Annotated in this window: 25 protein-coding genes; 7 read left to right on the top strand and 18 right to left on the bottom strand. The window is 71.9% G+C overall.

Going from position 1 to position 24,669, the window contains the following annotated elements; all coding sequences use genetic code 11:
• Positions 1–128: 128 nt before the first annotated feature.
• The 5 genes from AB0B57_RS00570 to AB0B57_RS00550 form a co-directional block, all read right to left on the bottom strand.
• Positions 129–1,196, bottom strand: a complete 1,068-nt coding sequence (locus tag AB0B57_RS00570; protein ID WP_357063434.1) for an ABC transporter ATP-binding protein — start codon at positions 1,194–1,196, stop codon at positions 129–131.
• Positions 1,193–2,008: an ABC transporter permease gene (locus AB0B57_RS00565; protein ID WP_357063431.1), complete on the bottom strand. Its 816-nt coding sequence runs from the start codon at positions 2,006–2,008 to the stop codon at positions 1,193–1,195. Before AB0B57_RS00565 ends, AB0B57_RS00570 begins: the two co-directional genes overlap by 4 nt.
• Positions 2,005–2,790 carry a molybdate ABC transporter substrate-binding protein gene (gene modA / locus AB0B57_RS00560; RefSeq protein ID WP_357063428.1) on the bottom strand — a complete coding sequence of 262 codons (786 nt, stop codon included), beginning with the start codon at positions 2,788–2,790 and terminating at the stop codon, positions 2,005–2,007. The genes AB0B57_RS00565 and modA overlap by 4 nt, the downstream gene beginning before the upstream one ends.
• The gene (locus AB0B57_RS00555; protein WP_357063425.1) at positions 2,787–3,209 is read right to left on the bottom strand and encodes a helix-turn-helix domain-containing protein; all 423 of its coding nucleotides are present in this window, start codon (positions 3,207–3,209) and stop codon (positions 2,787–2,789) included. Before AB0B57_RS00555 ends, modA begins: the two co-directional genes overlap by 4 nt.
• A gap of 101 nt (positions 3,210–3,310) precedes the next feature.
• On the bottom strand, positions 3,311–3,754 hold the full coding sequence (locus tag AB0B57_RS00550; protein WP_357063422.1) for a helix-turn-helix domain-containing protein: 444 nt from the start codon (positions 3,752–3,754) through the stop codon (positions 3,311–3,313).
• Between the two features lie 138 nt (positions 3,755–3,892).
• Between AB0B57_RS00550 and AB0B57_RS00545 the strand changes: the two genes are divergently transcribed.
• A complete protein-coding gene (locus tag AB0B57_RS00545; RefSeq protein WP_357063419.1) occupies positions 3,893–4,759 on the top strand; it encodes an aldo/keto reductase family oxidoreductase in 867 nt (288 codons plus the stop codon).
• A gap of 102 nt (positions 4,760–4,861) precedes the next feature.
• Here the strand turns inward: AB0B57_RS00545 and AB0B57_RS00540 are convergent, their stop codons facing one another.
• A complete protein-coding gene (locus tag AB0B57_RS00540) occupies positions 4,862–5,689 on the bottom strand; it encodes a hypothetical protein (RefSeq protein WP_357063416.1) in 828 nt (275 codons plus the stop codon).
• 85 nt (positions 5,690–5,774) lie between these two features.
• On the opposite strand from AB0B57_RS00540, the gene AB0B57_RS00535 reads away from it, so the two are divergent.
• Positions 5,775–6,356 (top strand): helix-turn-helix domain-containing protein, encoded by a 582-nt coding sequence (locus AB0B57_RS00535; RefSeq protein WP_357064483.1) that lies wholly within the window; start codon positions 5,775–5,777, stop codon positions 6,354–6,356.
• 187 nt (positions 6,357–6,543) lie between these two features.
• On the opposite strand, the gene AB0B57_RS00530 is transcribed toward AB0B57_RS00535, so the two are convergent.
• Both AB0B57_RS00530 and AB0B57_RS00525 read right to left on the bottom strand, forming a co-directional pair.
• Positions 6,544–6,999, bottom strand: a complete 456-nt coding sequence (locus AB0B57_RS00530; RefSeq protein WP_357063413.1) for a DUF1772 domain-containing protein — start codon at positions 6,997–6,999, stop codon at positions 6,544–6,546.
• 173 nt (positions 7,000–7,172) lie between these two features.
• The gene (locus tag AB0B57_RS00525; protein ID WP_357063411.1) at positions 7,173–8,045 is read right to left on the bottom strand and encodes an SGNH/GDSL hydrolase family protein; all 873 of its coding nucleotides are present in this window, start codon (positions 8,043–8,045) and stop codon (positions 7,173–7,175) included.
• A 56-nt stretch (positions 8,046–8,101) separates the two neighbouring features.
• On the opposite strand from AB0B57_RS00525, the gene AB0B57_RS00520 reads away from it, so the two are divergent.
• Complete coding sequence (locus tag AB0B57_RS00520; RefSeq protein ID WP_357063408.1) at positions 8,102–8,743, top strand: TetR/AcrR family transcriptional regulator; 642 nt, start codon at positions 8,102–8,104, stop codon at positions 8,741–8,743.
• 106 nt (positions 8,744–8,849) lie between these two features.
• On the opposite strand, the gene AB0B57_RS00515 is transcribed toward AB0B57_RS00520, so the two are convergent.
• From AB0B57_RS00515 to AB0B57_RS00505, 3 genes are all read right to left on the bottom strand, one after another.
• The gene (locus AB0B57_RS00515; protein WP_357063405.1) at positions 8,850–9,242 is read right to left on the bottom strand and encodes an SCO5389 family protein; all 393 of its coding nucleotides are present in this window, start codon (positions 9,240–9,242) and stop codon (positions 8,850–8,852) included.
• 129 nt (positions 9,243–9,371) lie between these two features.
• Positions 9,372–9,863 (bottom strand): SsrA-binding protein SmpB, encoded by a 492-nt coding sequence (gene smpB, locus AB0B57_RS00510; protein ID WP_357063402.1) that lies wholly within the window; start codon positions 9,861–9,863, stop codon positions 9,372–9,374.
• 30 nt (positions 9,864–9,893) lie between these two features.
• The gene (locus AB0B57_RS00505; RefSeq protein WP_357063399.1) at positions 9,894–12,146 is read right to left on the bottom strand and encodes a hypothetical protein; all 2,253 of its coding nucleotides are present in this window, start codon (positions 12,144–12,146) and stop codon (positions 9,894–9,896) included.
• A gap of 151 nt (positions 12,147–12,297) precedes the next feature.
• Here AB0B57_RS00505 and AB0B57_RS00500 point away from each other — a divergent pair, with 151 nt between their 5' ends.
• From AB0B57_RS00500 to AB0B57_RS00490, 3 genes are all read left to right on the top strand, one after another.
• On the top strand, positions 12,298–13,956 hold the full coding sequence (locus AB0B57_RS00500; protein ID WP_357063396.1) for an FAD-dependent oxidoreductase: 1,659 nt from the start codon (positions 12,298–12,300) through the stop codon (positions 13,954–13,956).
• A 114-nt stretch (positions 13,957–14,070) separates the two neighbouring features.
• Positions 14,071–15,528, top strand: a complete 1,458-nt coding sequence (locus tag AB0B57_RS00495; RefSeq protein ID WP_357063393.1) for an ATP-binding protein — start codon at positions 14,071–14,073, stop codon at positions 15,526–15,528.
• 76 nt (positions 15,529–15,604) lie between these two features.
• Complete coding sequence (locus tag AB0B57_RS00490) at positions 15,605–17,545, top strand: ABC transporter ATP-binding protein (RefSeq protein ID WP_357064481.1); 1,941 nt, start codon at positions 15,605–15,607, stop codon at positions 17,543–17,545.
• Between the two features lie 398 nt (positions 17,546–17,943).
• Here the strand turns inward: AB0B57_RS00490 and AB0B57_RS00485 are convergent, their stop codons facing one another.
• The 6 genes from AB0B57_RS00485 to AB0B57_RS00460 form a co-directional block, all read right to left on the bottom strand.
• On the bottom strand, positions 17,944–18,459 hold the full coding sequence (locus AB0B57_RS00485) for an NUDIX domain-containing protein (RefSeq protein WP_357063390.1): 516 nt from the start codon (positions 18,457–18,459) through the stop codon (positions 17,944–17,946).
• 182 nt (positions 18,460–18,641) lie between these two features.
• On the bottom strand, positions 18,642–19,283 hold the full coding sequence (locus tag AB0B57_RS00480; RefSeq protein WP_357063386.1) for an SRPBCC family protein: 642 nt from the start codon (positions 19,281–19,283) through the stop codon (positions 18,642–18,644).
• A complete protein-coding gene (locus AB0B57_RS00475) occupies positions 19,283–19,648 on the bottom strand; it encodes a metalloregulator ArsR/SmtB family transcription factor (protein ID WP_357063383.1) in 366 nt (121 codons plus the stop codon). Before AB0B57_RS00475 ends, AB0B57_RS00480 begins: the two co-directional genes overlap by 1 nt.
• A gap of 28 nt (positions 19,649–19,676) precedes the next feature.
• The gene (locus AB0B57_RS00470; RefSeq protein ID WP_357063380.1) at positions 19,677–21,767 is read right to left on the bottom strand and encodes a xanthine dehydrogenase family protein molybdopterin-binding subunit; all 2,091 of its coding nucleotides are present in this window, start codon (positions 21,765–21,767) and stop codon (positions 19,677–19,679) included.
• Complete coding sequence (locus AB0B57_RS00465) at positions 21,764–22,747, bottom strand: xanthine dehydrogenase family protein subunit M (protein WP_357063377.1); 984 nt, start codon at positions 22,745–22,747, stop codon at positions 21,764–21,766. The genes AB0B57_RS00470 and AB0B57_RS00465 overlap by 4 nt, the downstream gene beginning before the upstream one ends.
• A complete protein-coding gene (locus tag AB0B57_RS00460) occupies positions 22,744–23,241 on the bottom strand; it encodes a 2Fe-2S iron-sulfur cluster-binding protein (RefSeq protein ID WP_357064479.1) in 498 nt (165 codons plus the stop codon). Before AB0B57_RS00460 ends, AB0B57_RS00465 begins: the two co-directional genes overlap by 4 nt.
• A gap of 125 nt (positions 23,242–23,366) precedes the next feature.
• Here AB0B57_RS00460 and AB0B57_RS00455 point away from each other — a divergent pair, with 125 nt between their 5' ends.
• Positions 23,367–23,942: a nucleotidyltransferase family protein gene (locus AB0B57_RS00455; RefSeq protein WP_357063374.1), complete on the top strand. Its 576-nt coding sequence runs from the start codon at positions 23,367–23,369 to the stop codon at positions 23,940–23,942.
• Here the strand turns inward: AB0B57_RS00455 and AB0B57_RS00450 are convergent.
• On the bottom strand, positions 23,929–24,597 hold the full coding sequence (locus AB0B57_RS00450) for a TMEM175 family protein (RefSeq protein WP_357063371.1): 669 nt from the start codon (positions 24,595–24,597) through the stop codon (positions 23,929–23,931). The two genes, AB0B57_RS00455 and AB0B57_RS00450, sit on opposite strands and share 14 nt — an antisense overlap.
• Positions 24,598–24,669 lie beyond the last annotated feature (72 nt).

Here is a 24,669-nt window from a genome sequence, read left to right as displayed (position 1 = left end):
GCTGCCGGGTCCACGCTAGATCGTGCCCGCGGCGGTCGTCTTGGACGAAAACGACAGCGCCAACAACGCCGTGGCCGGCTCCTCGGTCACTGTCCTGGTGATCCGAGCGTGATCTGGCCGCCCGACATTCAGCCGGTGGCCGGGTAGGCGTGCGTTTCGGCCGCCTTGAGCGCCACCCAGACCCGTTGACCGGGGAGCAGTCGCAGCTGGGCGGCGGCGGCCGGCGTGACGTCGGCGGCCACCCCGATCGGCCCGTCCACCTGCACGCGCACGTTGTCGCCGTGCCGCTGCACGCCGGCCACGGTGCCCGCCCAGGTGTTGCGGGGGCTGCCCTGCGGTCGGCTCGGGTGCAGGGCCACCGCCGCCGGGCGGAACGCCACGAACGCCTCGCCGTCGAGCCGGTCGGCGACGGTGAGGGTCAGCTCCGGCGCGACGCGTACCCCGTGCCCCTCAGCCCTTCCCCGATAGAGATTGAGCCCGACGAGCCGGGCGACGTAGTCGGTGCGCGGGCGGGCGGTGACACTCGGCCCGTCGCCCTCCTGCACCACCCGGCCACCCTCGACGATGACCAGCCGGTCGGCCAGCGCGAGGGCGTCCAACGGGTCGTGGGTGACCAGCAGCGTCGCGCCCGGGTGCGCGGACAGGTGGCGGTGCAACTCCGCGCGGGTGTCCAGCCGGGTGCGCGCGTCCAGCGCGGCGAGCGGCTCGTCCAGCAGCAGCAGTGCCGGTGCCACGGCCAGCGCGCGGGCCAGCGCCACCCGCTGCGCCTGCCCGCCGGAGAGCTGCCGGGGCCGGCGCTGCGCCTGTGCGTCGAGCCCCACCCGGGCGAGCCAGTCCCGGGCCGTGGCACGCGCGGCCCGCCTGTCGACGCCGTGCCGGCGCGGCCCGAAGGCCACGTTGTCCAGGGCGCTGAGGTGCGGAAAGAGCAGATAGTCCTGGAAGACCACGCCGATCGACCGGCGTTCGGTGGGCACCCAGCCGCGGGCCGCCGGCCGATCCAGGTCGACGCCGTCGAGCGTGACGTGCCCGGCCGTGAGGGGATGCAGCCCGGCCAGCGCGCGCAGCGCGGTGGTCTTGCCGGCGCCGTTCGGGCCGAGCAGCGCGACCACCTCGCCGGGAGCCACCCGCAGCGCGGCGTCGAGCTGGAAGGCGCCCCGGTCGACGACGAGCCGGGCGTCCAGCAGCGGAGGCGTCATGCGCCGGTCATCCAGCGATCCCGCAACGCGACCAGGATGCCCACCGACACGACGAGCAGCACCAGGCTGAGCACGATCGCGGACTCCAGGTCGGTCTCCAGTGCCAGGTAGACGGCGAGCGGCATCGTCTGGGTGCGACCGGGGTAGTTGCCGGCGAAGGTGATGGTGGCACCGAACTCGCCCAACGCCCGCGCCCAGCAGAGCACCGCCCCGGCGGCCAACCCGGGCGCCACCAGCGGCACCGTGACGTGGGTGAAGGTGGTCCACCGGCCGGCGCCCAGTGTGGCGGCGGCCTCCTCGTAGCGGTGGTCCGCGGCGCGCAGCGCGCCCTCCACGGCGATGACCAGGAACGGCATGGCGACGAACGACTCGGCCACCACGACACCCGTGGTGGTGAAGGGCAGGGTGACGCCGAACGTGGCGTCCAGCCAGCCGCCGAGCAGCCCCCGCCGGCCGAAGACCAGCAACAGCGCCACGCCGCCGACCACCGGCGGCAGCACCAGCGGCACGGTGACCAGCGCGCGGACCAGTCGGCGGCCGGGAAACTCGACCCGGGCCAGCACCCAGGCCAGCGGCACCCCGAGCAGCAGGCAGAGCACGGTGGCCAGGGTCGCGGTCTGCACCGACAGCCGCAGCGCGGTCAGCGCCCCCGGCGCGGTGAGCCGCTGCGGCAGGGTCGACCAGGGCGCCCGGATCACCAGACCAGCCAGCGGCAGGACGAGGAAGAGCAACCCCAGCGCGGCGGGGATCAACAGCGCCGCCGGCACCCGCCCGCGCCGTCGGGGGGTCACCTGGTCGAGGACCCGACTCATGGCGCCTGGAAGCCCGCCTCGGCGAGGACGGCCTGCGCCGGCGCCGAGCGGACGTACGCGACGAGGGCCCGCGCGCCGGCCGGATTCGGTGCGTCCTTCAGCGCGACGATCGGGTAGTCGTTGACCGCCCGCGCCGACTCGGGAAACTCCACAGCTGTCACGTCGGCGCTCGCGGCCCGTGTGTCCGTGCGGTAGACCAGGGCCGCGTCGACCTCGCCGAGCCGCACCTTGGCGAGCGCGCCCTTGACGTCCTGCTCCAGGGTGACCGGGGTCAGCGCGACGCCGGCCGCGTCCAGGGCGGTGCGGGCGGCCGCCCCGCAGGGCACCTGGTTGGCGCAGAGCGCCACCTTCACACCAGGCCGGCCCAGGTCGGCCAGCCCGGTCACCCCGGCCGGGTTGCCCCGGGGCACCGCGATCACCAGCTGGTTGCGGGCGAAGACGCTCGGTGCGCCGTCGGCGTTGCCGGCCCCGGTGACAGTGGCCATGGTCGCCGGGGCGGCCGAGGCGAACACGTCCGCCGGCGCACCCTGGTTGACCTGGTTGGCCAGTGCGGAGCTGCCGGCGAAGTTGAGAGTCACGGTGCTGCCCGGGTTGGCGGCCTCGAAGTCCCTACCGATGCGGGTGAACGACTCGGTCAACGAGGCGGCCGCGAACACCGTCACCGGGCCGGTGACCCGCCCGTCGGCGGCGCCACCGGAGGCCCGGTCGCCGCCCGTGCCGCAGCCGGCGACGGTCAGCGCCAGGACCACGACCATCGCCGTACGCGTCGCCCGCGCGCTCATCCGCCCGACCTTCCCCCGCTCGGGGCGGGTGCGGCCCGCTCCACCACCACCGTGGTCGACTTGATCACCGCGACGGCGACCGAGCCGACCCGCAGATCCAGGGCGTCGACCGCCTCCCGGCTCATCAGCGACACGACGCGGAACGGGCCGGCCTGGATGTCGACCTGGGCCATGACCGTGTCCTTGCGGACGTCGACGACGATGCCGCGCAGCCGGTTGCGGGCCGAGGAGAACTCGGCACCCGCGTCCGGGTCGGCGGCCTGGGCCCGGGCGAACGCGGCCAGGTCGACCCCGTCGATCACCCGGTGGCCGTGCTCGTCGCGCCCGGCCGGCAGCCGCCCGGCATCGACCCAGCGGCGGATCGTGTCGCTGCTGACACCGAGCAGGTCGGCCGCCGCACCGATCCGGAACATCGTCACCGGCTCACCCTAGCTGCCGCAACTACGAGCCTGGAAGGCCGGATCGTGCTGTGGCTGCGTACTCGCGTGGGTCTTTTCGGCCGCAGGTGCGCGGGGGCGGCTCAGCCGGCGTGGTCGTCGTACGTCGCGCGGTTGGCGAGCACGTCGTCCATGTGCGTCTCGGCCCAGCCCTTCAGGCCGCGGACCACCTCGTGCAGGGAGACACCGAGGTCGGTCAGCTCGTAGGTGACGGTGACGGGCACGGTCGGCACCACGGTGCGGGTGAGCAGACCGTCGCGTTCCAGGGATCGCAGCGTCTGGGTCAGCATCTTCTGACTGACCCCGGCCAGGAGGCGCGACAGCTCCGAGTACCGCATCGGTCGGGGCTCGCCGGCGCAGTCGGCGCCGAACTGGTGCGAGCCGTCGCTGCGCAGCGCGGCCAGCACCAACGTGACCCACTTGTCCGCGATGCGGTCGAGCAGCTTGCGGCTCGGACACTGCGCCAGGAAGGCGTCGTATTCCACCTTGGCCTGAGCCCTGTTCCGCGCCGCCGTCGTCGTCGTCATCGAACCGCTCCTCCCGCCGCTGGGGCGTTACGCACTTTCAGGTGCCTACTTCCCGTAGTGAAGTTACATCCCGATAGTGGAGCGGGTAGGCGATGCACCGGCACGACTCGGTGCGACACGAAAGGCAGAGGTAAGAACATGGTCTCCACCTCCCTTCCCGGCGGCACCTGGACGCTGGGAGACCTGACGGTCACCCGGTTCGGCTACGGCGCCATGCAACTGGCCGGCCCCTGGGTCATGGGGCCGCCGGCCGACCACGACGGCGCACTCGCCGTCCTGCGCGCGGCCGTCGAGCGGGGCATCACCCACATCGACACCTCCCAGGCCTACGGGCCGCAGGTCACCAACCAGCTGATCCGGGAAGCGCTGCACCCGTACCCCGATGCGCTGCACATCGTGACCAAGGTGGGCGCGAACCGCGACCAGCAGGGCGGCTGGCCCCCGGCCCGTGACCCGGCAAGCCTGCGCCGGTCCGTGCACGAGAACCTGGAGACCCTCGGTCTCGACGTGCTCGACCTCGTCAACCTCCGGCTCGGCGATGCCGCGGGGCCACAGCCCGAATCCCTCGCCGAGGCGCTCGAGACACTTGTCGACCTTCAGCGGGAGGGCCTGATCCGGCACCTCGGAGTGAGCAACGCGACGCCGGAGCAGGTCGCCGAGGCACAGGCCATCGCGCCGATCGTGTGCGTGCAGAACAGGTACAACCTCGCGCACCGCCAGGACGACGAGCTGATCGACGCGCTCGCCGAGCAGGGCATCGCCTTCGTGCCGTTCTTTCCGCTCGGCGGCTTCAGCCCCCTGCAGTCCTCGCTGCTCTCGACCGTGGCCGCCCGGCTGGGGGCGGCACCGATGTCGGTCGCCCTGGCCTGGCTGCTGCGGCGTTCGCCGAACATCCTGCTGATTCCGGGCACCTCGTCCACGACACACCTGCACGAGAACGTCGCGGGCGCCGCACTGCCTCTGTCCGACGACGACCTGGCCGAGCTGGACAAGATCGGCCGCTAACGAACCGGGTGGACCCGCCGACGTTCCGACGGATCCACCCGGTGTCGTCGGCGGTTGCCAGGAACGCCGCGCCGCGCCGGGTGTCGGGGTGTCGGCGGATGCCTATGCCTGCGCGCTCTCCGGCGGTTCGACGCGCTGCTGTGCTGGATGGCGACGCTGGCCGTCGGGTAGATCGGCCTGCCGATGGTCTGATCGAAATGACTCAACGGGACCGGTGCGTCGGTTCTTCGGTATCGCCTGGATGGGAACGGATGTCGGGCGGATCAGGGTGATGCCGTAGGCGACGACCCACACGACCCAGATCAGCCAGCCGACAAGGCCGAGGAGACCGACCGTACCGGGGTCGTCGATGGCCAGAGGGCTCAGCACGGCCGAGCCGAACTGGAGTGCGGCGGCAAGCAGACCGATCCCGCTGTGCCAGCGGCGGATCAGGCCGGCGCGTCGGCCGCTGATGGACAGGCCGGTCATGGCCAGTGCCAGGAAGGCGCCGTTGAAGACGAACAGCGCGTTGTGGAGTGCCCAGAGTCCGGCGATCGTGCTGCTGTCCTGCGCGGTCGTTGACGCGAGCGCGAGCCGGGTGGCCATCACGCCGGTGAAGGTGATGTTCTGCATGATCACCCCGGCGAACCCGACCAGGGACCAGGCTGTGCCTTGCTCGAGGTCGGAACGCCACAGCACGGCGACCGCGCCGGCGGCGAACAGGGTGGCCAGCACCCAGGCGATCGGGGCGAGTGCTGATGCGAGGCCGACGGTGTTCTGTTGGGTGGTGAAAAACTGGACAACGTCGTTGGTCTCAGCGCCGGTGTGGGGCAGGCCGGCTGGCACCAGGAAGGCGTTGGTGGAGGCGATCAGGATGGCGAAGCCGAGTCCGGCGAGTCCGGCGATCCGCGAGAACGTCCAGGTGCCTCCGACGCCGAGTTTACGCAACATATATTCAATATAATGGCCGAAAACTGAAGGAGGCAAGCCATTGACCGCCGAGACAGGCAGCCGGAGGTACGAATCACTGCGCCGGGTGGCGCAAGCGGCAGAGACGAGGGGTGAGATCGCCAGCGCCGCTCGTCGACTGTTCCTCTCCCGCGGCTGGGCGGCGACCACGGTGCGTGACGTGGCACGGGAGGCGGGGGTCTCGGTGCCGACCGTCTACGCGGTGTACGGGAACAAGACCGGGCTGATCCAGGCCCTGGCCGACGCAGCAGACATCGCCGCAAATCCATCGCAGTCGCTCGCCGAACTGGAAGGGGCCGAGAACAATCCGGTGCGGCAGCTCGCGGCGATGGCCGGCTACGACCGGCGGCTCTTCGAGCGTGCCGGTGACATCATCGCGCTCGTACGCGAGGCGGGCCGCACCGAGCCTGCGCTGGCGAGCGTCTACCGCGACGGCCGTCAGCGGGGGGACGAGACCAGGATCCAGGTGTTCTCGTCGTGGCCGGGCGGCGTTCTCCGGCAAGGACTAGACATACGGTCGGCCGTCGACATCTATGCGGCGATCTGCAACATCGACGTCTACACCACACTGACCGGCGAACGCGGCTGGCAACCCGATCAAGTCGAGCGCTGGTGGACCGAGGCCCTGGCCCGCGAACTCCTGACCTGAAGTGTCATGAGGCGCCTCATGACGGGCCGTCCTGGTACGGAAGATTACGAGGTAGACGACGACCACGAAGACCACGCCACCTCGTCCCAGCCGGTCGCATTTGATCCGGTATCCGCTTCTGTAATCCCCTACACCACAACGGATCCCGTCAACTCACTTCACGTGGTCAACGGGTAACCCAACACTCTCAGCCGACCGTGGCGACCGAGAGAACGACGAGCAGGAAGGCCGCGAGATAGGCCCACGAACGGTATCCCTGAAACCACTCCCAGCGGTTACGGCGCTCTTGCCAGCGCTCCGGAGGGAAATCCTTGTCCCAGCGCAGTGTGGACAGGTTGATCGGCACGTTCACGACCACGGTCGTGACGATGCCCGTGGCCCAGGTCGCGGCCGCAACCCAACGCAACACCTCGGGCAACCCCGCCCCATCAGGGCGGGCCGCGTAGCTGATAGCCAGCACGAGCGAAGCCGTCATCAGCACCGGCATGACAATCCCGAAGGTACGCAGCAGACCCTGTTCGACCAGGATGTGGTCACGCGGCGCCAGACGCCTGACCACCGGATGCACAAAAGCATAGGAGCCGAACTCGGCGCACGCCGTGAACCCCAGCACCGCGACGGTGGCGAACATCAGCACGTCCATACCCGGTCCTCTCATCGCGCCGGACTGCACAGTGTTGTGTCCCATCGGTGAGTTCTGCCGCAGCATCCGCGACGTGACACCGCACATGAGAAAGCACGGCTGGAGCCGATCGCGCGAATCGCCGGCGCTCACGCTGATCGAGTATCCGGATCTGCCGCCGTCCGCGCGCGCCATCACGAGCCGGAGTTGTCACGCTCCGTGGCAGACCTCCCGTGTCGGGCGACGTCCGGAACTGCCGATGTGCGGGTGTTGCCCGCCGGCCACCTCCGGCCGGCTTCTTCTGCAGTTGCGCCCCGCGGGTGGCCGTCACGCTGACTGGCAACTCTCGGTTCCACGGTCATAGGCAGGACTGCATCGACGATCGTGGCCGTCTGTGCACCAAGCGTTCGGCCCCACACGCGGTATCCGGCTGGGCCGGGATGGAAGCCGTCCGAGGCGAAGAAGTCGTCTCGTTCGATGGGCAGGTGCCCGACCGGCAGGTGGAACACGCCCGTGTCCCGTCGAGCCAGGCGCGTGAGTTGACGGTCCAGCCGGCGCGCGTGGGTCCCAAGCAGCAGCCGCACCGGCGCAGGCAGGGCGGGAAAGCGGTGCACGGGGGGCAGCCCAGCCAGAAGCACAGGGATCGGGGCACCGAGCCGACGCCGAATCACCGCCACCAGATGCTCGACGTCGCGCCGAAACCGGCCGGGTCGCCGCAACCGGACCGCGTCGTTGACCCCCACAACCACGAGGACCAAGTGTGGGCTCCAGCGCGTGTGTGGATCCGTGATGCCGTCCACCAAGTCTCGTCGGATCGTTCTGGCCGTGGCTCCCGATCGTGCCACGACCCGCCAAGACAGGTGCCGCCCGGTCAGCGCGGCGAGTGCAACCGCAGTCTGACCGGCCAAGGCCGCCTGATGGTCGGGAGCACCGACCCCGGCCGCTGCGGAGTCGCCGAGCACGGCCAGCCGAAGTGGCTCTCCGCCGCCGGCCACCGTTCCCCAGTCATCTCCGTGCGCTTCGGCAAGTCGCGGGATCCGTGCTCGGATCCGTCGTGGCCCCAACATCCAATCGCCTCTCCCTCATAACACCGTTATGTCAATAACACCGTTATGATGAGCTCATGTCAAGGGCAAGCAGCGATCCGCGGCAGGAACTCGTCGAAGTCGCCGCTCGGCTGCTGACCGAGCAGGGACCCCGGTCACTGTCCGCGCGAGCACTAGCCCGCGAGACGGGCACCTCCACAATGGCCATCTACACGTACTTCGGCGGCATGCCAGGTCTGGTCCGGGCCGTCATCCGGGAAGGCTTCGCCCGGCTAGCTGACCGGCTGGCGACGGTGCATGCCAGCGACGACCCGGTCGCCGACAGCTTCCAGTTGGCCATCGCGTACCGGCAGTCCGCGCACCTGGCACCCCACCTGTACGCGGTGATGTTCGGCGGCCCAAGCATCGCCGGGTTCCAACTTTCAGAAGAAGACCGGCGCATCGGCCTCTACACGCTGCGCGTAGCTAGGGATACCGTCCCCCGATGCATCCAGGCAGGCCGGTTCCGTCCCGCAGACCCCTGGTCCATCACCCGGCGCATGTGGTGTCAGCTGCACGGACTAGTCAGCCTCGAACTCGCCGGCTACCTCACCTCAAGCCACCCGTCTGATGACGAGTTCCGCCAGTACCTACGGGACCTTGCGGTTGGAGCCGGCGACACACTCGAGCAAGCCCAGGCATCGATAGCGCTAGCCCTGGACAGAGCGAACAACACCTGACGACGGCCCGCCGCGCCAAACACGGCCCGCGCGCACCCGTGGCAGGAAAGGCGGGGCCGCAGGCTCGGGGCGGGCCGGAGGGCTCCCGCCCGCCCCGAGCCCACCGTCAGCAGTTGCGCAGCTCCGGCGACTGGTTGAGCAGTTGCCCACGGGTGGACACGAAGCGGCGGTAACGCTCCCCGTCGACGGCCGACGGGCGGAACGCGGCGACGCGGTGGCAGTTCTGGAAGGCCAGGCGTACGCCGAAGTGCCGTTCCAGACCGGCGCGGATCGCGTCGCTCGCCAGTGCCCGCAGCAGTTGCCCCCGGTCGTCGTCGGTGGGCGGCGGGACGACGTTGTCGGCGAGGTCGGCGTCGCCGGCCTCCAGCTCGGCCACCACCCGGCTGACGGTAGCCCAGGCGTACGGGAGTGACTCGCGGACGCAGGCGACGAACGCCTCGTCGTCGACGGGACCGCGTTCGGCGGCGTCGAGCAGGGCGGGCGGGACGGTGAGCGACATGGGTTCTCCTCCACTTTCAGCTAATGATGACCGTTTTCATTAACGGCGTCGACTGAGCAGACCACGTCAGCGCGGGGACGTCAACGACCCGCGGGCGCGCCGCGGGAAAGAACTGCGATCCGACGGAGGTCAGGGGCGGCGGGGGTGGCCCTTGAGGTGCCTGCCCAGCTCGCGGGCGATCTCCCGGTTGGCATCCCGCTCGGCCAGCGTCTGCCGCTTGTCGTAGGAGCGCTTGCCCTTGGCCAGGGCCAGCTCGACCTTGGCGTAGCCGTTCTCGAAGTACATCGACAACGGGACCAGGGTCACCCCGCCCTCGCGGACCTTGTCCAGGATCCGGTCGATCTCGGCCCGGTGCAGCAGCAGCTTGCGGTTGCGGCGGGGGGCGTGGTTGGTCCACGTGCCGTACGCGTACTCGGCGATGTGCAGGCCGTACAGCACGATCTCGCCGTCGCGCTCGTGCGCGAACGCGTCGACAAGCGAGGCCCGCCCCTCGCGCAGCGACTTCACCTCGGTGCCGACCAGCACGATGCCCGCCTCGTAGGTGCGCAGCACGGTGTACTCGTGCCGGGCCTTCTTGTTCGAGGCGATCAACCGGCGCTCGGGCTTCTTGGACGGTGTCACCCGGCGACGATATCCGGCCGCCAGGTCGGGTCAGTCGACCGCCGGGCGGTCGCGGTGCAGCCGTGCGGCCAGATCCCGCACCGCCTGCCCGAACGCCTTCTCGGACTCGCACGGCCAGTGCCCCAGGATCGGCGGGGGGACGCTGTCACTGGGCGGCGGCACCACGTCCTGCGGATCGGTCAACCGACGATCCACCATCGCCGCCGGCCCGGTCAGCGTCTCGGCCTCGCCGGGCCGGTGAGAGGCGAAGATCCAGCCGCCGATCGGGTCCGTGTCGCGCCACAGGTTGACCCACCGCCAGCCGACCCGCTCGCCCACCTCCCGCAGCGTCGACATGTCGACCGAGGCGGGAAACAGCCGCGAGTACAACCGGCCCAGGGGCGACCCGTAGGTCAGCAGAGCGACCCGGTCGGTGACCCGGGCCGGCAGCTGGAGCACCGTGGCGGCGAGCAGCACCGAGCCGTGGCTGTGCCCGGTCAGCAACACCCCCTGCCCCTGGTCCACCAGGTAGGTGATGCGCTTGGCCAACTCCGGCACGGCCCGCTCGGCGTAGCAGGGCGGGGCGAACGGGTGCGCCGCGCGGGGCCAGAAGGTGCCCAGGTCCCACAGGACGCCCACGTACCGGCGAAACCCGGCCGTGCGGTAGGCGAAGAGGCCGCCGATCACGAGTCCGAGAATGATCGCGGCGATGACATAGCTGCCCATGCCGATGAAGAAGTTGACGAAGTCGTCGGGTACGCCGAGGAACCGCTGGGTCATGTCGCCGGGATAGATCTGGAACAGTCCGACCACACTGGTGGCCAGCCCCAGCGCGGCCAGCCCCGCGTACACCACGGTGAGCGGCTCCAGTCGTTCGGTGAACCGTGCCCGGGCCACCGCCCGTTCGACCTGGCGCAGTCGGTCGGCCGCCTCCGGGGGCGCGTGCGGGAAGTCCGCGGCCACGATCGCCCGCGCGGCCCGCCACCGACGGCGTCGGGTCAGCACCGTGACCAGGGCGGCCACCAGCAACGCGCTCAACACCGCAAGGAAAAAGCTGAAGATCGCCCATTTGTACGCCAGCGGCGGGCTCGTCGCGATTCCGTCGGCGGTTGTTCCCTCCCGGTCCAGGAGGTCCGCGGTCCGGTAGACCAACTCGGCGGAGAAGGCCACCGCGAGTCCGGCGGCGATCGTGACGAGGACCGGCGAGCCCAGCGCGCGCAGCCTTGCGGGCCGCGGTCCTCCGACGCGCTGCTGACGACCCCGCCGCGAGATCACCACGGCGGCGAGGACCGTGATCAGCACGGTCTGGCTGACGAACAACCCGGCCACGGTGGCGCCGTACCCGGGCAGTGCGCGGCTCTGCGGCCACGGCGCCGGGCTGACGAGGACGTGCACGATCACCAGGATCGTCAGCCCGCAGGTGATCGTGCGCAGTCCGCGGGTGAGCCCGTCCACCAGGGGTGTCGGTTCGGTCCGGTCGAAGCTCCGCACCGCGCTGACCAGGACCAGGCAGGCCAGCAGCACCGCGCCGACGGCCACCACCAACACCACCATCACCCAGGTGCGGTGCTGGCTGGACTCGGCGAGCAGCAGGCTGCCGTCCAGCGTGGCGAAGGCGGCGGCGACGTGCACCGACCGCAGGCGACCGACGAGCGGTGCCCCGTCCCACTGGCCGACCGCGCTCAACCGATGCCGTGAGGTCGCCGGCCCGCCGGTGCGGAACGCGTCGAACGAGTGGCTCAGGCGGGTACTCAACCACCAGAGGACACCGACGGCGGCGATCGCCACCAGCGCCAGCACTCCCAGGCGCACCCCGACCGGGCGGCCCCCGAGCCAGGACAGCCAGCTCCGGCCCGCAAGGCAGGACGGGTCGCCCATGCAGCGCCAGGCGATCAGGTCCAGCACCACGCCGACGATGGAGAGCACGTAGAGCATGGTGAGGCTGAGGGCGAGCGCCCTACCGAGGGCGACGACGACGCTCTTCGGTGCCTGGGGCACCGGGTGCATCCAGATCGCCACGTTGCAGAGCATGAACGGCAGCAGGAACACCAGTGACAGCGTCCGCACGGCCGTGCCGGACGGCAGGTCACTCCAGCGGTACGCCTCCAGCGTCACCCCGTCCGTCGCGGCGGACCCCGGATAGCCGGGCTGGGGGCGGTAGAACCCGCCGTTGCGGTCCCCGGCGACCTGGTGCACGTACGGCCGGTCCAACACCTGGTCCGCGCCCGCACCGGAGACGCCGTGCACCCGCAACTGAACGATCCCACCCGACGTCGTCTCTCCGGTCGGCGACACGTCCGCCATGGGCCCCCCGAGGTGTGCGCGGCAGCGGGGCGTGTCGTCGACGGACGACCACCCACGCGGCTCCCCGGCTTACCCATCCCGAACCCGGTCAACCGTGCCGCGCGGCTCGGGCCAGGTGCGGCCGAGTGGCAGGAGGTGATTTCATGGCGCCATGGCGAACCCGGTGATCCTGACCGTCGACGACGACCCCGTGGTGTCCCGTGCGGTGGCCCGGGACATCCGCCGCCGCTACGGTGACCGCTACCGGGTGCTGCGGGCCTCCTCCGGGCCGGAGGCGCTGGACGCGCTGCGAGAGGTCAAGCTGCGCGGCGAGCAGGTGGCGCTGCTCCTGGCCGACCACCGGATGCCGGAGATGACCGGGGTGGAGTTCCTGGAGGTCGCCATGGACATCTTCCCGGCCGCCCGCCGGGTGCTGCTCACCGCGTACGCGGACACCGAGGCCGCGATCGAGGCGATCAACGTCGTCGACCTGGACCACTACCTGCTCAAACCCTGGCATCCGCCGGAGGAGAAGCTGTACCCGGTGGTCGACGGGCTGCTGGAGGCGTGGTCGATCACCCCGGACGCGGCGAGCGCCGAGATCCGGGTCGTCGGGCACCGCTGGTCGGCGCCGTCGTTCAAGGTCCGTGACTTCCTGGCGCGCAACCTGGTGCCGTACCGGTGGATGCTCTCCGACGACCCGGAGGGCGCCCGCCTGCTCGACGCGGCCGGGGCCACCGAGGCGGACGTACCGCTTGTGGTGACGCCGGAGGGCAAGGCGCTTGTCGCCCCCAGCGAGGCCGAGTTGGCCGCGCTCGCCGGGTTGACAGTGGTGCCGGCGTGTGACTTCTACGACCTGGTGGTGATCGGCGGCGGCCCGGCCGGCCTGGGCTCGGCGGTGTACGGCGCCTCGGAGGGGCTGCGCACGGTGCTCGTCGAGCGGCGGGCGACCGGCGGGCAGGCCGGGCAGAGCAGCCGGATCGAGAACTACCTGGGCTTTCCCGACGGCGTCTCCGGTGCGCAGTTGACCGATCGGGCCCGGCGGCAGGCGGTCAAGTTCGGTGCCGAGTTGCTCAGTGCCCGGGAGGTGGTCGGTCTGAGTGAGGCCGGCGGCGCCCGGCTGTTGCGCTTCGGTGACGGCTCTGAGATCGCGGCGCACACCGTGGTCCTGGCCACCGGGGTGTCGTACCGGGTGCTCGACGCTCCCGGGTTGGCCGACTTCACCGGTCGGGGGGTCTTCTACGGTGCCGCCGCCACCGAGGCGCCGAGCTGCGTCGAGCAGGACGTCTACATCGTCGGCGGGGCCAACTCCGCCGGCCAGGCGGCGGTGCACTTCTCCCGGTACGCGGCGCGGGTGCACCTGCTGATCCGGGGTGCGGACCTGACCGCCTCGATGTCGCGTTACCTGATCGACCAGCTGGAACGGATCGACCGGATCACCGTGCACCCGCACACGGCGGTGGTCGGCGGGGCGGGTGATGATCACCTGGAGCGGCTCACCCTGTGCGACACCCGCACCGGGGAGTCCCGCTCGGTCGACACCTCCTGGCTGTTCATCTTCATCGGCGCCGAGCCCCGCACCGACTGGCTGGACGGGGTGCTGGTCCGCGACGGGCGTGGCTTCATCGTCACCGGCCCGGACCTGCTGTCCGGCGGACGCCGGCCGGCCGGCTGGTCGCTGTCGCGCGACCCGTACCACCTGGAGACCAGTGTCCCGGGGGTGTTCGCGGCCGGGGACGTACGGGCCGAGTCGGTCAAGCGGGTCGCCTCGGCGGTCGGCGAGGGTGCGATGGCCGTCTCGCTCGTGCACCGTTACCTGGAGGCCCAGTGAGCGCGAGGAGTGAGCCGGTTTTGCGAGCCCCGCAGTCGCGAGCGAAGGAGGCCCAGTGAGCGCGAGGAGTGAGCCGGTTTTGCGAGCCCCGCAGTCGCGAACGAAGGAGGCCCAGTGACCACCGAGTCCGATCGACTGACACCGGCGCAGTTGCGCACCCTGTTCCTGTTCGAGTCTCTCGACGACGCGCAACTCGACTGGTTGGCCGAGCGCGGCCGGGTCGAGCAGCGTGCCGGCGGCACCCTCGTGTACGCCGAGGGTGAGCCCGGGACCTGCTTCTTCGTGTTGGTGCGCGGCGCGGTGGCGTTGAGCCGACAGGTGCGCGGCGACGACGTCGAGATCAGCCGGACCGACCAGCGCGGGGTGTACGGCGGTGCCGTCCAGGCGTACCTGGGTGACCAGGTCGACCAGATCTACCGCAACAGCATGCGGGCGCTTGTCGACTCGGACTTCTTCGTGCTGCCGGCGGAGGACTTCGCGTACGCCCTGCGGTCCTGGTTCCCGATGCCGATACATCTGTTGGAGGGGCTGTTCCTCGGCCTGCGCAACAGCCAGGCCATCGTCGGCGAACGGGAGCGGCTGTTGGCGCTCGGTTCGCTGTCGGCGGGCCTGACCCACGAGCTGAACAATCCGGCCGCGGCGGCGGTGCGGGCCACCTCGGTGCTGCGGGACCGGGTCGCCGGGATGCGACACAAGCTCGCGATGGTCGCCGACGGCCGGCTCGACGGTCGCGCCCTGCACGGCCTCGTCGCGTTGCAGGAGGAGGCCGTCGCCCGGGTCGCCACCGCACCGAAGCTGACCCCGATGGCCACCGCCGACGCCGAGGACACCCTCACCGACTGGCTGGAGGAGCACGGGGTCGGTGGGGCCTGGGACCTGGCGCCGATCCTGGTCGGCGGTGGGCTCGACGCGGCCTGGTTGGCGCAGGTGAAGGCGGCGGTCGGCGCCGCGGACCTGGAGGCGGCGGTGCGCTGGCTCACCTACACGGTCGACACCGAGCTGCTGATGCGCGAGATCGGCGACGCGGTCACCCGGATCTCCGGCCTGGTGGATGCCGCCAAGCAGTACTCGCAGCTGGACCGGGCACCGCACCGGGTGGTGGACGTGCACGACCTGCTCGACGCCACGCTCGTGATGTTCAAGGGGAAGGTCCCCGCCGAGGTCAAGCTGGTCCGCGAGTACGACCGCGACCTCCCGCACATCCCGGCGTACGCGGCCGAGCTGAACCAGGTGTGGACCAACCTGATCGACAACGCGTTGGGCGCGATGGGGGAGAAGGGTGTGCTGACCGTCCGCACCGCGATGGTCGGCGACCTGCTGGCGGTGGAGGTCACCGACACCGGTCCGGGTATCCCGCCCGAGGTGCGTCCGCGCATCTTCGAGCCGTTCTTCACCACCAAGCCGGTCGGCGCGGGCACCGGGTTGGGGCTGGACATCTCGTACCGGATCGTGGTGCACAAGCACCACGGCGACATCCGGGTGGAGACCGAGCCCGGACGGACCACGTTCCGGGTGCTGCTGCCGATCACGGAGGGCTCGCCGGACCAGCCACGCGACGCGCCGACTACCTAAGGACATCGGGTGGTTGCGGGCAGTAGTCTCGGGCGGCGTTCGTGATCCCCGCCCCGAGGAGGGTCCCGTGGAGTCGATGGCCCGCCAGCGCACCTCCGTCGAGAACGACGACCAGCCGGACGATCCACCGGGCACGATGCTGCCGGAGTTGGAGGACCGCGACTGGCTGCACCACGCGCAGGAGTTCGCGCACACCAGCTTCTGGGCGGTGGCCCGTCGACTGCCGCGGCTGGTCCGCGAGGCGGTCGGCCTGGCCTGGGCCACCAACCGTCGGGACACGGTCGCCTCCATCGGCCTGAACATCGCCGCCGGGGTGATGACCACGTTCGGGCTGCTCGCCACGACCAGCGTGCTGCGCGAGTTGTTCGCCGCCGGCCCCACCCCGGACCGGGTCCGCTCGGCCCTGCCGGCGCTGATCGTGGCCGCGGCGGCGGTGTCGGCGCGCGGCGGCCTGACGATCGCGGCCGGCTGGGCCCAGGCCCGGCTGACCCCGCAGATCAACTATCAGGTGGAGCTGCGGCTGTTCGAGGCCACCACGGCGGTGGACCTCGCCGCGTTCGACGACGCCGGCTTCGCCGAGGAGATGGACCGCGCCCGCGACCGGGGGATGGCCGAGGCCGCCTGGATCGTCGACCACACCGTCAACCTGGTCACCGGCGTGGTCGGGATACTCGCCACCGCCGTCGCGGTGACAGTCATCCAACCGCTGCTGCTGCCCTGCCTGCTGCTCGCCGCGGTGCCCCAGGCGGTCACGGCGGTGCGGATGGCCCGCCGGGAGTACCTGGCGATGCTGGCCCGGATCACCAGGCGGCGTCGGATGTGGATGCTGGCCCACCTGATGGCCAACCGGCACACCGCCGCCGAGGTGCGCGCGTACCAGATGCGTGACTTCCTGCTCGCCGAGTACCGCGGCGTGATGGCCGTCGAGACCCGCGCCCAACTGCGGCTGGTCCGCTCGCAGACCGGCACCCGGGTGGTCGGTGCCACGGTGGCGGGGTTGGCCACCTTCGGCGTGTACGCGGTCCTCGGCGGCCTGCTGCTGGCCGGGATGGTCGCCCTCGCCGCCGCGGCCACCGCCCTGCTCGCGCTGCAGTCCGCCCGAAGCAGCCTGGGCGTGGCGGTCGTCGCCACCAACTCGCTGTACGAGGACGCCCTCTACTACCAGGACTACCGCGACTTCCTGGCCCGCGCCCACGCCCGGGTGCCGATCGGGGGCAACCGGGTGACCGACGGCGTCGACGTGATCGAGCTGGACGACGTGAGCCTGCGCTACCCCGACACCGACGCCCCGGCGGTGGACCGGGTCAGCCTCACCATCCGGCGCGGTGAGGTGATCGCGCTGGTCGGCGAGAACGGCTCCGGCAAGACCACCCTGGCCAAACTGATCGCGGGGCTCTACCAACCGACCGGCGGGGTGATCCGTTGGGACGGGGTCGACGCCGCCGAGTTGGACCCGCGCGCCCTGGGCGCCCAGGTCGCCGTGATGACCCAGGAGTGGTGGAAGTTCCCGTTCACCGCCGGGCAGAACATCCGCGTCGGGCGGCACGACCGCCCACCGGACCGCTCCGGCCCGAGCGTGCAGGAGGCCGCCGACGCCGCCGCCGCGCACGACATGATCGTCAGCCTGCCGCACGGCTACGACACGCTGCTCGACCGGGAGTTCAAGGATGGCCACGAGCTGTCCGGCGGGCAGTGGCAGCGGCTCGTCGCGGCCCGCGGCCTCTACCGCGACGCCGCCCTGCTGATCTGTGACGAACCCTCGGCCGCCCTGGATGCGCGTGCCGAACACGCCCTGTTCCAGCACCTGCGCCGTCGCCCCGACCGCGCGGTCGTCCTGATCACCCACCGGCTGGCCAACGTCCGGCACGCCGACCGGATCTTCGTGCTGGAGCGGGGCCGACTCGTCCAGCAAGGCGGTCACGACGAGCTGATGGCGGCCGGCGGCCTCTACCGCGAACTGTTCGACCTACAGGCCAGCGGCTACCTGACCGGCGCCAACGACGCCCGGCCCAACTGACGCCCCGCGCCGCCCTCGCCCCGCGCCGCCCTCGCCCCGCGCCGCCCTCGCCCCGCGCCGCCCTCGCCTCTCCCTCGCGCCGTCAAGATCGTGCTCAATCCTGGTTGTCAACACCGCTGCGTTAGGGCTGTAGCCGGCGGGTCAACCCGGGACAGGAAGTGCCCGATCGGGGAGCGGGTTGGGCCCGGCTTGGCGATCATGGAGTTGTGGTGCCGACTTTGGGGGTTTTACGGGCGTTCTGTTATCCACCACAACTCCATGATCGGCGAGGCAGTGCTGGTTGACGGACAGCCGTTCCACTTAACGCAACGGCGTTGATAACCAGGATCGAGGACGATCTTGGCGGTCGGGTGCGGGTGACGAGGCGAACGGTGGCGGGGCAGCGCAGAGGCGGGGGTTCAGGCCCGGCGGTTGGGGTTCAGGAAGTCGGCCAGGACCTGGGTGTGGGTGGAGAAGGCCAGCTCGATCGGGTCGGTGAGTACCAGCCACTCGGTCGCCTCCTCGGTGGGCGCTGAGGGTGGCAGATCCTCGGCCGCCTGCTCGGGCAGCACACCGAAGATCATCATCGTGCCGCCGGCCGGAGCGCTGTGCACCGCGAACAGTCGGGCGTCCTCGGCCGCCGCGACCAGTCGGGTCTCCTCCCGCAGCTCACGGACGAGGGCGTCGGACCAACTCTCGCCGTACTCGATGAAGCCGCCGGGCAGCGCGAGCAGGCCGCGGGCCGGCTCGATGTCCCGGCGGACCACCACCACACCCAGGCTGTCGGGGGTGCGGACCGGCAGCACCGCGACCGCCACCGGCAGCGGGTTACGCCAGACGGTCTCGCCGCAGACCGCGCAGACGCGCGGCCACCCGGCCGCCGCCGGGTAGGCCGCGCCGCAGTAGGAACAGTGCGAGTACGGCGTGCCGGTCATGCCGCAGCACGTTACTCCGCGCCGCCGCAGCGTCTCGGCCGCCGCCACCGCGCCGCCCGGCCGCCGCCACCTGCCCGCCGCTGCCGCGCCGCCCGCCCGCTCGCCCGCCGTCACCGCCGCCCGGCCGCCACCGCCGCGCCGCCCGGCCGCTGGCCGCCGCTGCGCCGCTGCGCTGGTTGCGCTCAGACTGCCGGTGCGCCGGTGTAGAAGGCGGTGGTGCGCGCGGCGGCGGCGTTCGCCTCGTCGGCGTCGGTGCCGGCGGCGATGCTCGCCGCACCCCACAGTCGGCTGCTCAGCTCCATGGCCTGTCGGCCCTCGGCGGAGGCACTCCATTCGGCGCTCTGCTCCGGGGTGACCCCGCTGCCGTCGCCGGCCAGGTGGGCGGCGAGGCCGAGCAGCCCGAGATCCCAGCCGACGCCGACGGCGCCGGGCCCGAACTGGGCCCACCGGTCCTGGTCGACGTGCGCGATGTGGTCCAGGTCGAGGCGGGCACGCTCGTCGTCGACCGCGGTGATCCGCACCTCGATCCAGCTCACCTCGTCGCCGTACTCCCAGGTGGCGGTGAACCGGTGCGGCGGCTCGCAGCTCTCGATGACGCCGTGGGCGTTGCCCTGCAGCTCGTACTTGCCGCCCAGCCGCAGGTCGCCGGAGATCGGCAGGAACCAGCGGGGGATGCGCTCGGCGTTGGTGCAGGCGTCCCACAGATCCTCGGCCGTCGCCTGGTAGGTCTGGCTGATCGTGGTCACCCGAGCCTCGCCGGCCTCCAGGGTGCGGCTGCCGACCGCGCGCTGTACGGCGTTGATCTGCTCGGTTGCGTCGAACATCAGGTGTCCCTCTCGTCGGGTGAGTCGGTGGGCTCGCGCAGCCGACGTTCGCGTCGGCCCCGGGCCAGCTCGGTGGCGAGTGCCGCCAGGGGTGGGGTCCAGAACCGGCGGAAATGCTCCAGCCAGCCGTCGACCTCACGCAGTGGCCGTGGGTCGACCGCGTAGAGCCGCCGGGTGCCCTCCGGCCGCACGGTGGCGAAGCCGTTGTCCCGTAACACCTTCAGGTGCTGGGACACGGCGGGCTGGGAGATGCCGAACTCGTCGCGGATCACCGCGCTGACCGCGCCGGCGGTCCGCTCGCCGTCGGCGAGCAGCTCCAGGATGCGGCGCCGGACCGGATCGCCCAGCACGTCGAAGGCGTGCACGACGACATTTGTATCACCACTGGCTTATTTAAGCCAGCTCTGATGCTCCGATGAGTTTGTCCAACCGGATCGGCAGGTCCCGGATCCGCACGCCGGTGGCGTGGTGCACCGCGTTGGCGACCGCCGCCGCCGCACCGACGATGCCGATCTCGCCGAGGCCCTTCACCCCGGCCGGGTTCAGCTCGTCGTCCCGCTCGTCCAGCCAGTACGCCTCGATGGACTCCACGTCCGCGCAGCCGGTGATGTGATAGGTCGCCAGGTCGTGGTTGACCCAGTCGCCGTACCGCTCGTCGAGCAGACCCTCCTCGTGCAGCGCCATCGACAGCCCCATCGTCATGCCGCCGACGAGCTGGCTGCGGGCCGTCGTCGGGTTCACCACCCGCCCGGCCGCGAACACCCCGAGCATCCGGTTCAGCCGTACCTCGCCGGTGTCCGCGTCCACCCGCACCTCGGCGAACTGCGCCCCGTACGCGTACCGGGGCAGGACGGGCTGCTCGCCCACCTCGTCGGTGGTGTCCGCGGACGCGCTCACCTCCCGATCCGGTGGCACGCCCGCGCGCAGTTTCCCGCCCAGCGCCTGACAGGCGCGGATCACCGCCCAGCTCCAACTGGCGGTGCCTGTCGAACCCCCGGCCAACGCCGCGGCCGGCAGGTCGCTGTCCCCGATGTGGATCTCCACCCGCTCCGGCGGGACCCCGAGCGCGTCGGCGGCCACCTGCCAGAGGGCCGTCCGGGCGCCGGTGCCGATGTCGGTGGCGTTGATCCGAACCAGGAAGCCACCGTCGGGTCGGGCGGTGGCGGTGGCCGACGACGCCCTGGCCCGCGCCGGGTAGCTCGACCCGGCCACCCCCGTGCCGATCAGCCAACGCCCGTCGCGCCGGGCGCGGGGCGTCGGGTCCCGACCGGCCCAGTCGAACCGCCGCGCGCCCTCGCGCAGGCAGGCCACCAGGTTGCGGCTGGTGAACTGTCGCTCCTGGTCGGGGTCGACCCGCGCGTCGTTGCGGACGCGCAACTCCACCGGGTCGACGCCGATGGCGGTGGCCAGCTCGTCCATCGCCGACTCCAGGGCGTACGCGCCGGGGCACTCGCCGGGTGCCCGCATCCAGAACGGCGTGGGTACGTCGAGGCGGACCAGCCGGTGCGTGGTGCGGCGGTGGGGTGCGGCGTACATGCTGCGGGTGTAGACGGCGGTCTGCTCGGCGAACTCCCGGATGGTCGAGGTCTGGCTGATCGCGTCGTGGCAGATCGCGGTGAGCCGCCCGTCGGTGTCCGCGGCGAGGCGGACCCGTTGGATGGTGGGGGTGCGGTACCCGACCGGCCCGAAGAGTTGCTGACGGGTCAACGCCAGCCTGACCGGCCGGTCCACGTGTCGGGCGGCGAGGGCGGCCAGCACCACCGAAGCCTTCGCGTACCCCTTGCTGCCGAAGCCGCCACCGACGTGCGCGGCGATGACCCGGATCGCCTCCGGGGGCAGCGCGAACAGCTCGGCGAGGGTGGCCCGCACCGGCGACGCGCCCTGGGTGGAGTCGTGCACCAGCAGTCGGCCGTCGCGCCACTGCGCCGTCGTGGCGTGCGGCTCCATCGGGTTGTTGTGGTAGGCGGGCGTCCGGTACGTGGCGTCCACCCGGACGGGGGCGGCGGCGTACCCGGCGTCGAAGTCGCCCTCGGCGGTGTCGGTCGGATAGCTGGGGTTGACGTGCTCCGGCCGGTACCGGCCGGGGTGGTCGGTGGTGAGCACGGTGCTGTGCGGTCCGGTGTCGTAGTCGATCCGGACCAGCCGGGCGCCCTCGCGGGCCGCCTCCAGGCTGATGGCCACCACCACCGCGACGAACTGCCCCCGGTAGTGCACCGCCGGCTCCTGCAAGAGCCACAGCTCCGGCGGCCCGCCGGCGGCGAGGCGGGGCGCGTTGCCGTGGTGCACCACGGCCAGCACGCCCGGCGACGCCATCGCCTCGGTCGAGTCGATCCGGGTGATCCGGCCCCGGACCACCGCCGAGGGCACCGCCCAGCCGTAGGTGACGCCGTCCACCGGGTACTCCACCGCGTACCGGGCCGTGCCGGTGACCTTCTCCGGGCCCTCCAACCGGGGGTACGCGCGGCCGACCGCCCCGGTGCTCACGACGACGCCAGCTCGCTGAGCGCCCGCACGGTGATGGCCCGGGTCAGTGGCACCTTGAAGCCGTTGTGCCGCAACGGGCGGGCCTCGGCCAGCTCCGCGTCGGCGGCCCGCCCGGCGAGCTCCGGGCTGAACGGCCGACCCCGCAGCTCCTCCTCGGCCCGGTAGGCCCGCCACGGCCGGTGCGCCACCGCCCCGTACGCCAGCCGCACGTCGCGGACCACGTCGCCGTCCAGGTCCAGCACGGCGGCGACCGAGCCGGCGGCGAACGCGAACGAGGCACGGTCACGGACCTTGAGGTACGTCGAGCGGTGTGCGGCCGGCAGCGGCGGCAGCCGGACGGCGGTGATCAGCGTGCCCCGGGCCAGGGTGGTCTCCCGCTCCGGGTGGGTGCCGGGGGAGCGGTAGAGGGTGGTGATCGGAAGCTCCCGGGCGCCGTCGGCCTCGTGCACCTCCACCACCGTGTCGAGCGCGGTCAGCGCCACGGCCAGGTCGGACGGGTGGGTGGCGACGCACTGTTCGGACCAGTCCAGCACCGCCAGGTCGCGGTTCTGGCCGTGCAGCGCGGCACAACCGCTGCCCGGCTCCCGCTTGTTGCACGCCTTGCCGGTGTCCTGAAAGTAGACGCAGCGGGTGCGCTGCAACAGGTTGCCGCCGGTGGTGGCCATGTTGCGCAGCTGTCCGGACGCGGCGGCGAGCAGGGCGCGGGCCAGCACTGGGTAGTCCCGGCGGACCACCGGGTGGGCCGCGAGGTCACTGTTGCGCACGGTCGCGCCGATCCGCAGCCCGCCGTCGGGCAGCTCCTCGACGGTGTCCAGCGCAAGCCCGGTCACGTCCACCAGCACGTCGGGGCGCTGCACCCCGAGTTTCATGAGGTCCACCAGGTTGGTGCCGCCGCCCAGGTAGGCCGCGTGTGGCTCCGCGCCGAGCACGGCGACCGCGTCGGCCACGTCGGCGGGCCGGTGGTAACGGAACGCCCTCATCGCGTCGCCGCCGTCTCGCGCACCGCCGCGACGATGTGCGGGTACGCGGCACAGCGGCACAGGTTGCCGGCCATTCGCTCGCGGATCTCCGCGTCGGTCAGGTCGGCCGGCGCGCCCAGGTCGGCGGTGACCGCGCTGGGCCATCCCCGGGCGACCTCGTCGAGCATGCCCCGGGCGGAGCAGAGCTGCCCCGGCGTGCAGTAGCCGCACTGGAACGCGTCGTGCGCGATGAACGCGGCCTGTAACGGGGACAGCTGGCCCGGCTCGGCCAGCCCCTCGACGGTGACCACCGACCGACCGTCCACCGTGACCGCGAACACCAGGCAGCTCTTCACCCGCCGACCGTCCAGCAGCACCGTGCAGGAGCCGCACTGGCCGTGGTCGCAGCCCTTCTTCGCCCCGGTCAGGCCGAGGTGCTCGCGCAGCGTGTCGAGCAGGGTGGTGCGGTTGTCCAGGGTCACCTCGCGTGCCGCGCCGTTGACCTCGAACGCCACCCGGGACGAGTGCCGCTCGTCGGTCGTCGTCGCGTTCTCTCCTCCGCCGTGCACCGGCCCAGACTAGCTTTGTCGGTATATCTCGGGGCGAATAACGCAAAGCCCTTCGCGGGGAGGTGAGGACGGTGACCGCCGGGCTGCTGCTGGCCGCCGGGGCCGGGCGGCGCTACGGCCGGCCGAAGGCGCTTGTCGAGCTGGCCGGCGAGCCGTTGGTGCGCCGGGGCGTCCGGCTGCTGCGCGACGGCGGCTGCACGCCCGTGCACGTGGTGCTCGGCGCGGGCGCCGACGAGGTGCCCGACCTGCCCGGCGCGGTGCCGGTCCGGCACGACAGCTGGTCCGAGGGGCTGGGCTCGTCACTGCGCCGGGGCCTGGCCTCGCTGCCGGCCGACGTGCCGGCCGCGGTCGTGGTCCTCGTCGACCAGCCGCTGCTGCACCCGGTCGCGGTCCACCGGGTGCGGGCGGCGTACGCCAGTGGTGCGCTCGTCGCGGTCGCCACCTACGCCGGCCGGCCGGGGCACCCGGTCCTGCTGGGCCGGGACGTCTGGCCGCTGCTGGACCGGTACGCGATCGGCGACCGGGGTGCCCGCGACCTGCTCCGTGACCGGCCGGACCTGGTGGTCGAGGTGCCCTGCAACGACGTCGGCTCACCGCTGGACGTGGACACCCCCGCCGACCTGCCCCGGCTGGTCAGCGACGGGTGAGCCACCGGGGCAGCCCCTCGCTCGTCACCGCGTGATACGTGATCATGAAGATGACCGCGAGCAGGCCCAGCAGCGGGTTGACGAACCAGCCGAGCAGGCCGCCGAGCGCGTACAGGACCAGGCCGGTGATCGGCCGCAGCCGCTGCCTGCGCGCGTACTCGGGACTGACCCCGCGCCGCAGCAGCACCGGGTGCCGCCGCAGGTAGCCGAAGAACACCAGCCAGGGGGCCGACATCAGCGCGGCGGACAGCGCGTACAGGGCGACGGCCGCGCGCTGGTCGTCGGTGTCGCCGCGGGTGAACGCCGACGCCAGCACGGCGGTGGGAAACGGAATGATCACCGCACCGAAGAGCACGCCGAGGTTGATCCAGCTCAGCGTGAGCGTCGTGCCGCGGATCAGCCGCAGCAGCGCGTGGTGGTTGAGCCAGAGCACCCCGACGTAGACGAAGGACACCACGAACGCGAGGTACGAGGCTCCCTCGTCGAGCAGGTCGGTGAGCAACTCGCCCTCGTGGTACTCCGGCACCCGCAGGTCGATGACGAGCAGCGTGATGACGATGGCGAAGACACCGTCGCTGAAGGCCGTCATCCGGTCGGTACCGGAGACTCGCGCCCCGGCGTCGGGCTGCTCGACCTCGTCAGGTGCTGCGGACATTGCCGCAGGTTAGCCACCGGGCACAGCGGTCGGTGGCGGTTTCGTCCGATCGGGACCGAAACGGCCGCCCGG

It is taken from the genome of Micromonospora sp. NPDC049101 (assembly GCF_040648675.1).
Taxonomy (GTDB): domain Bacteria; phylum Actinomycetota; class Actinomycetes; order Mycobacteriales; family Micromonosporaceae; genus Micromonospora.
The sequence above is the reverse complement of the archived record's forward strand: the minus strand, read 5'-3'. Positions and strand labels throughout refer to the sequence as shown.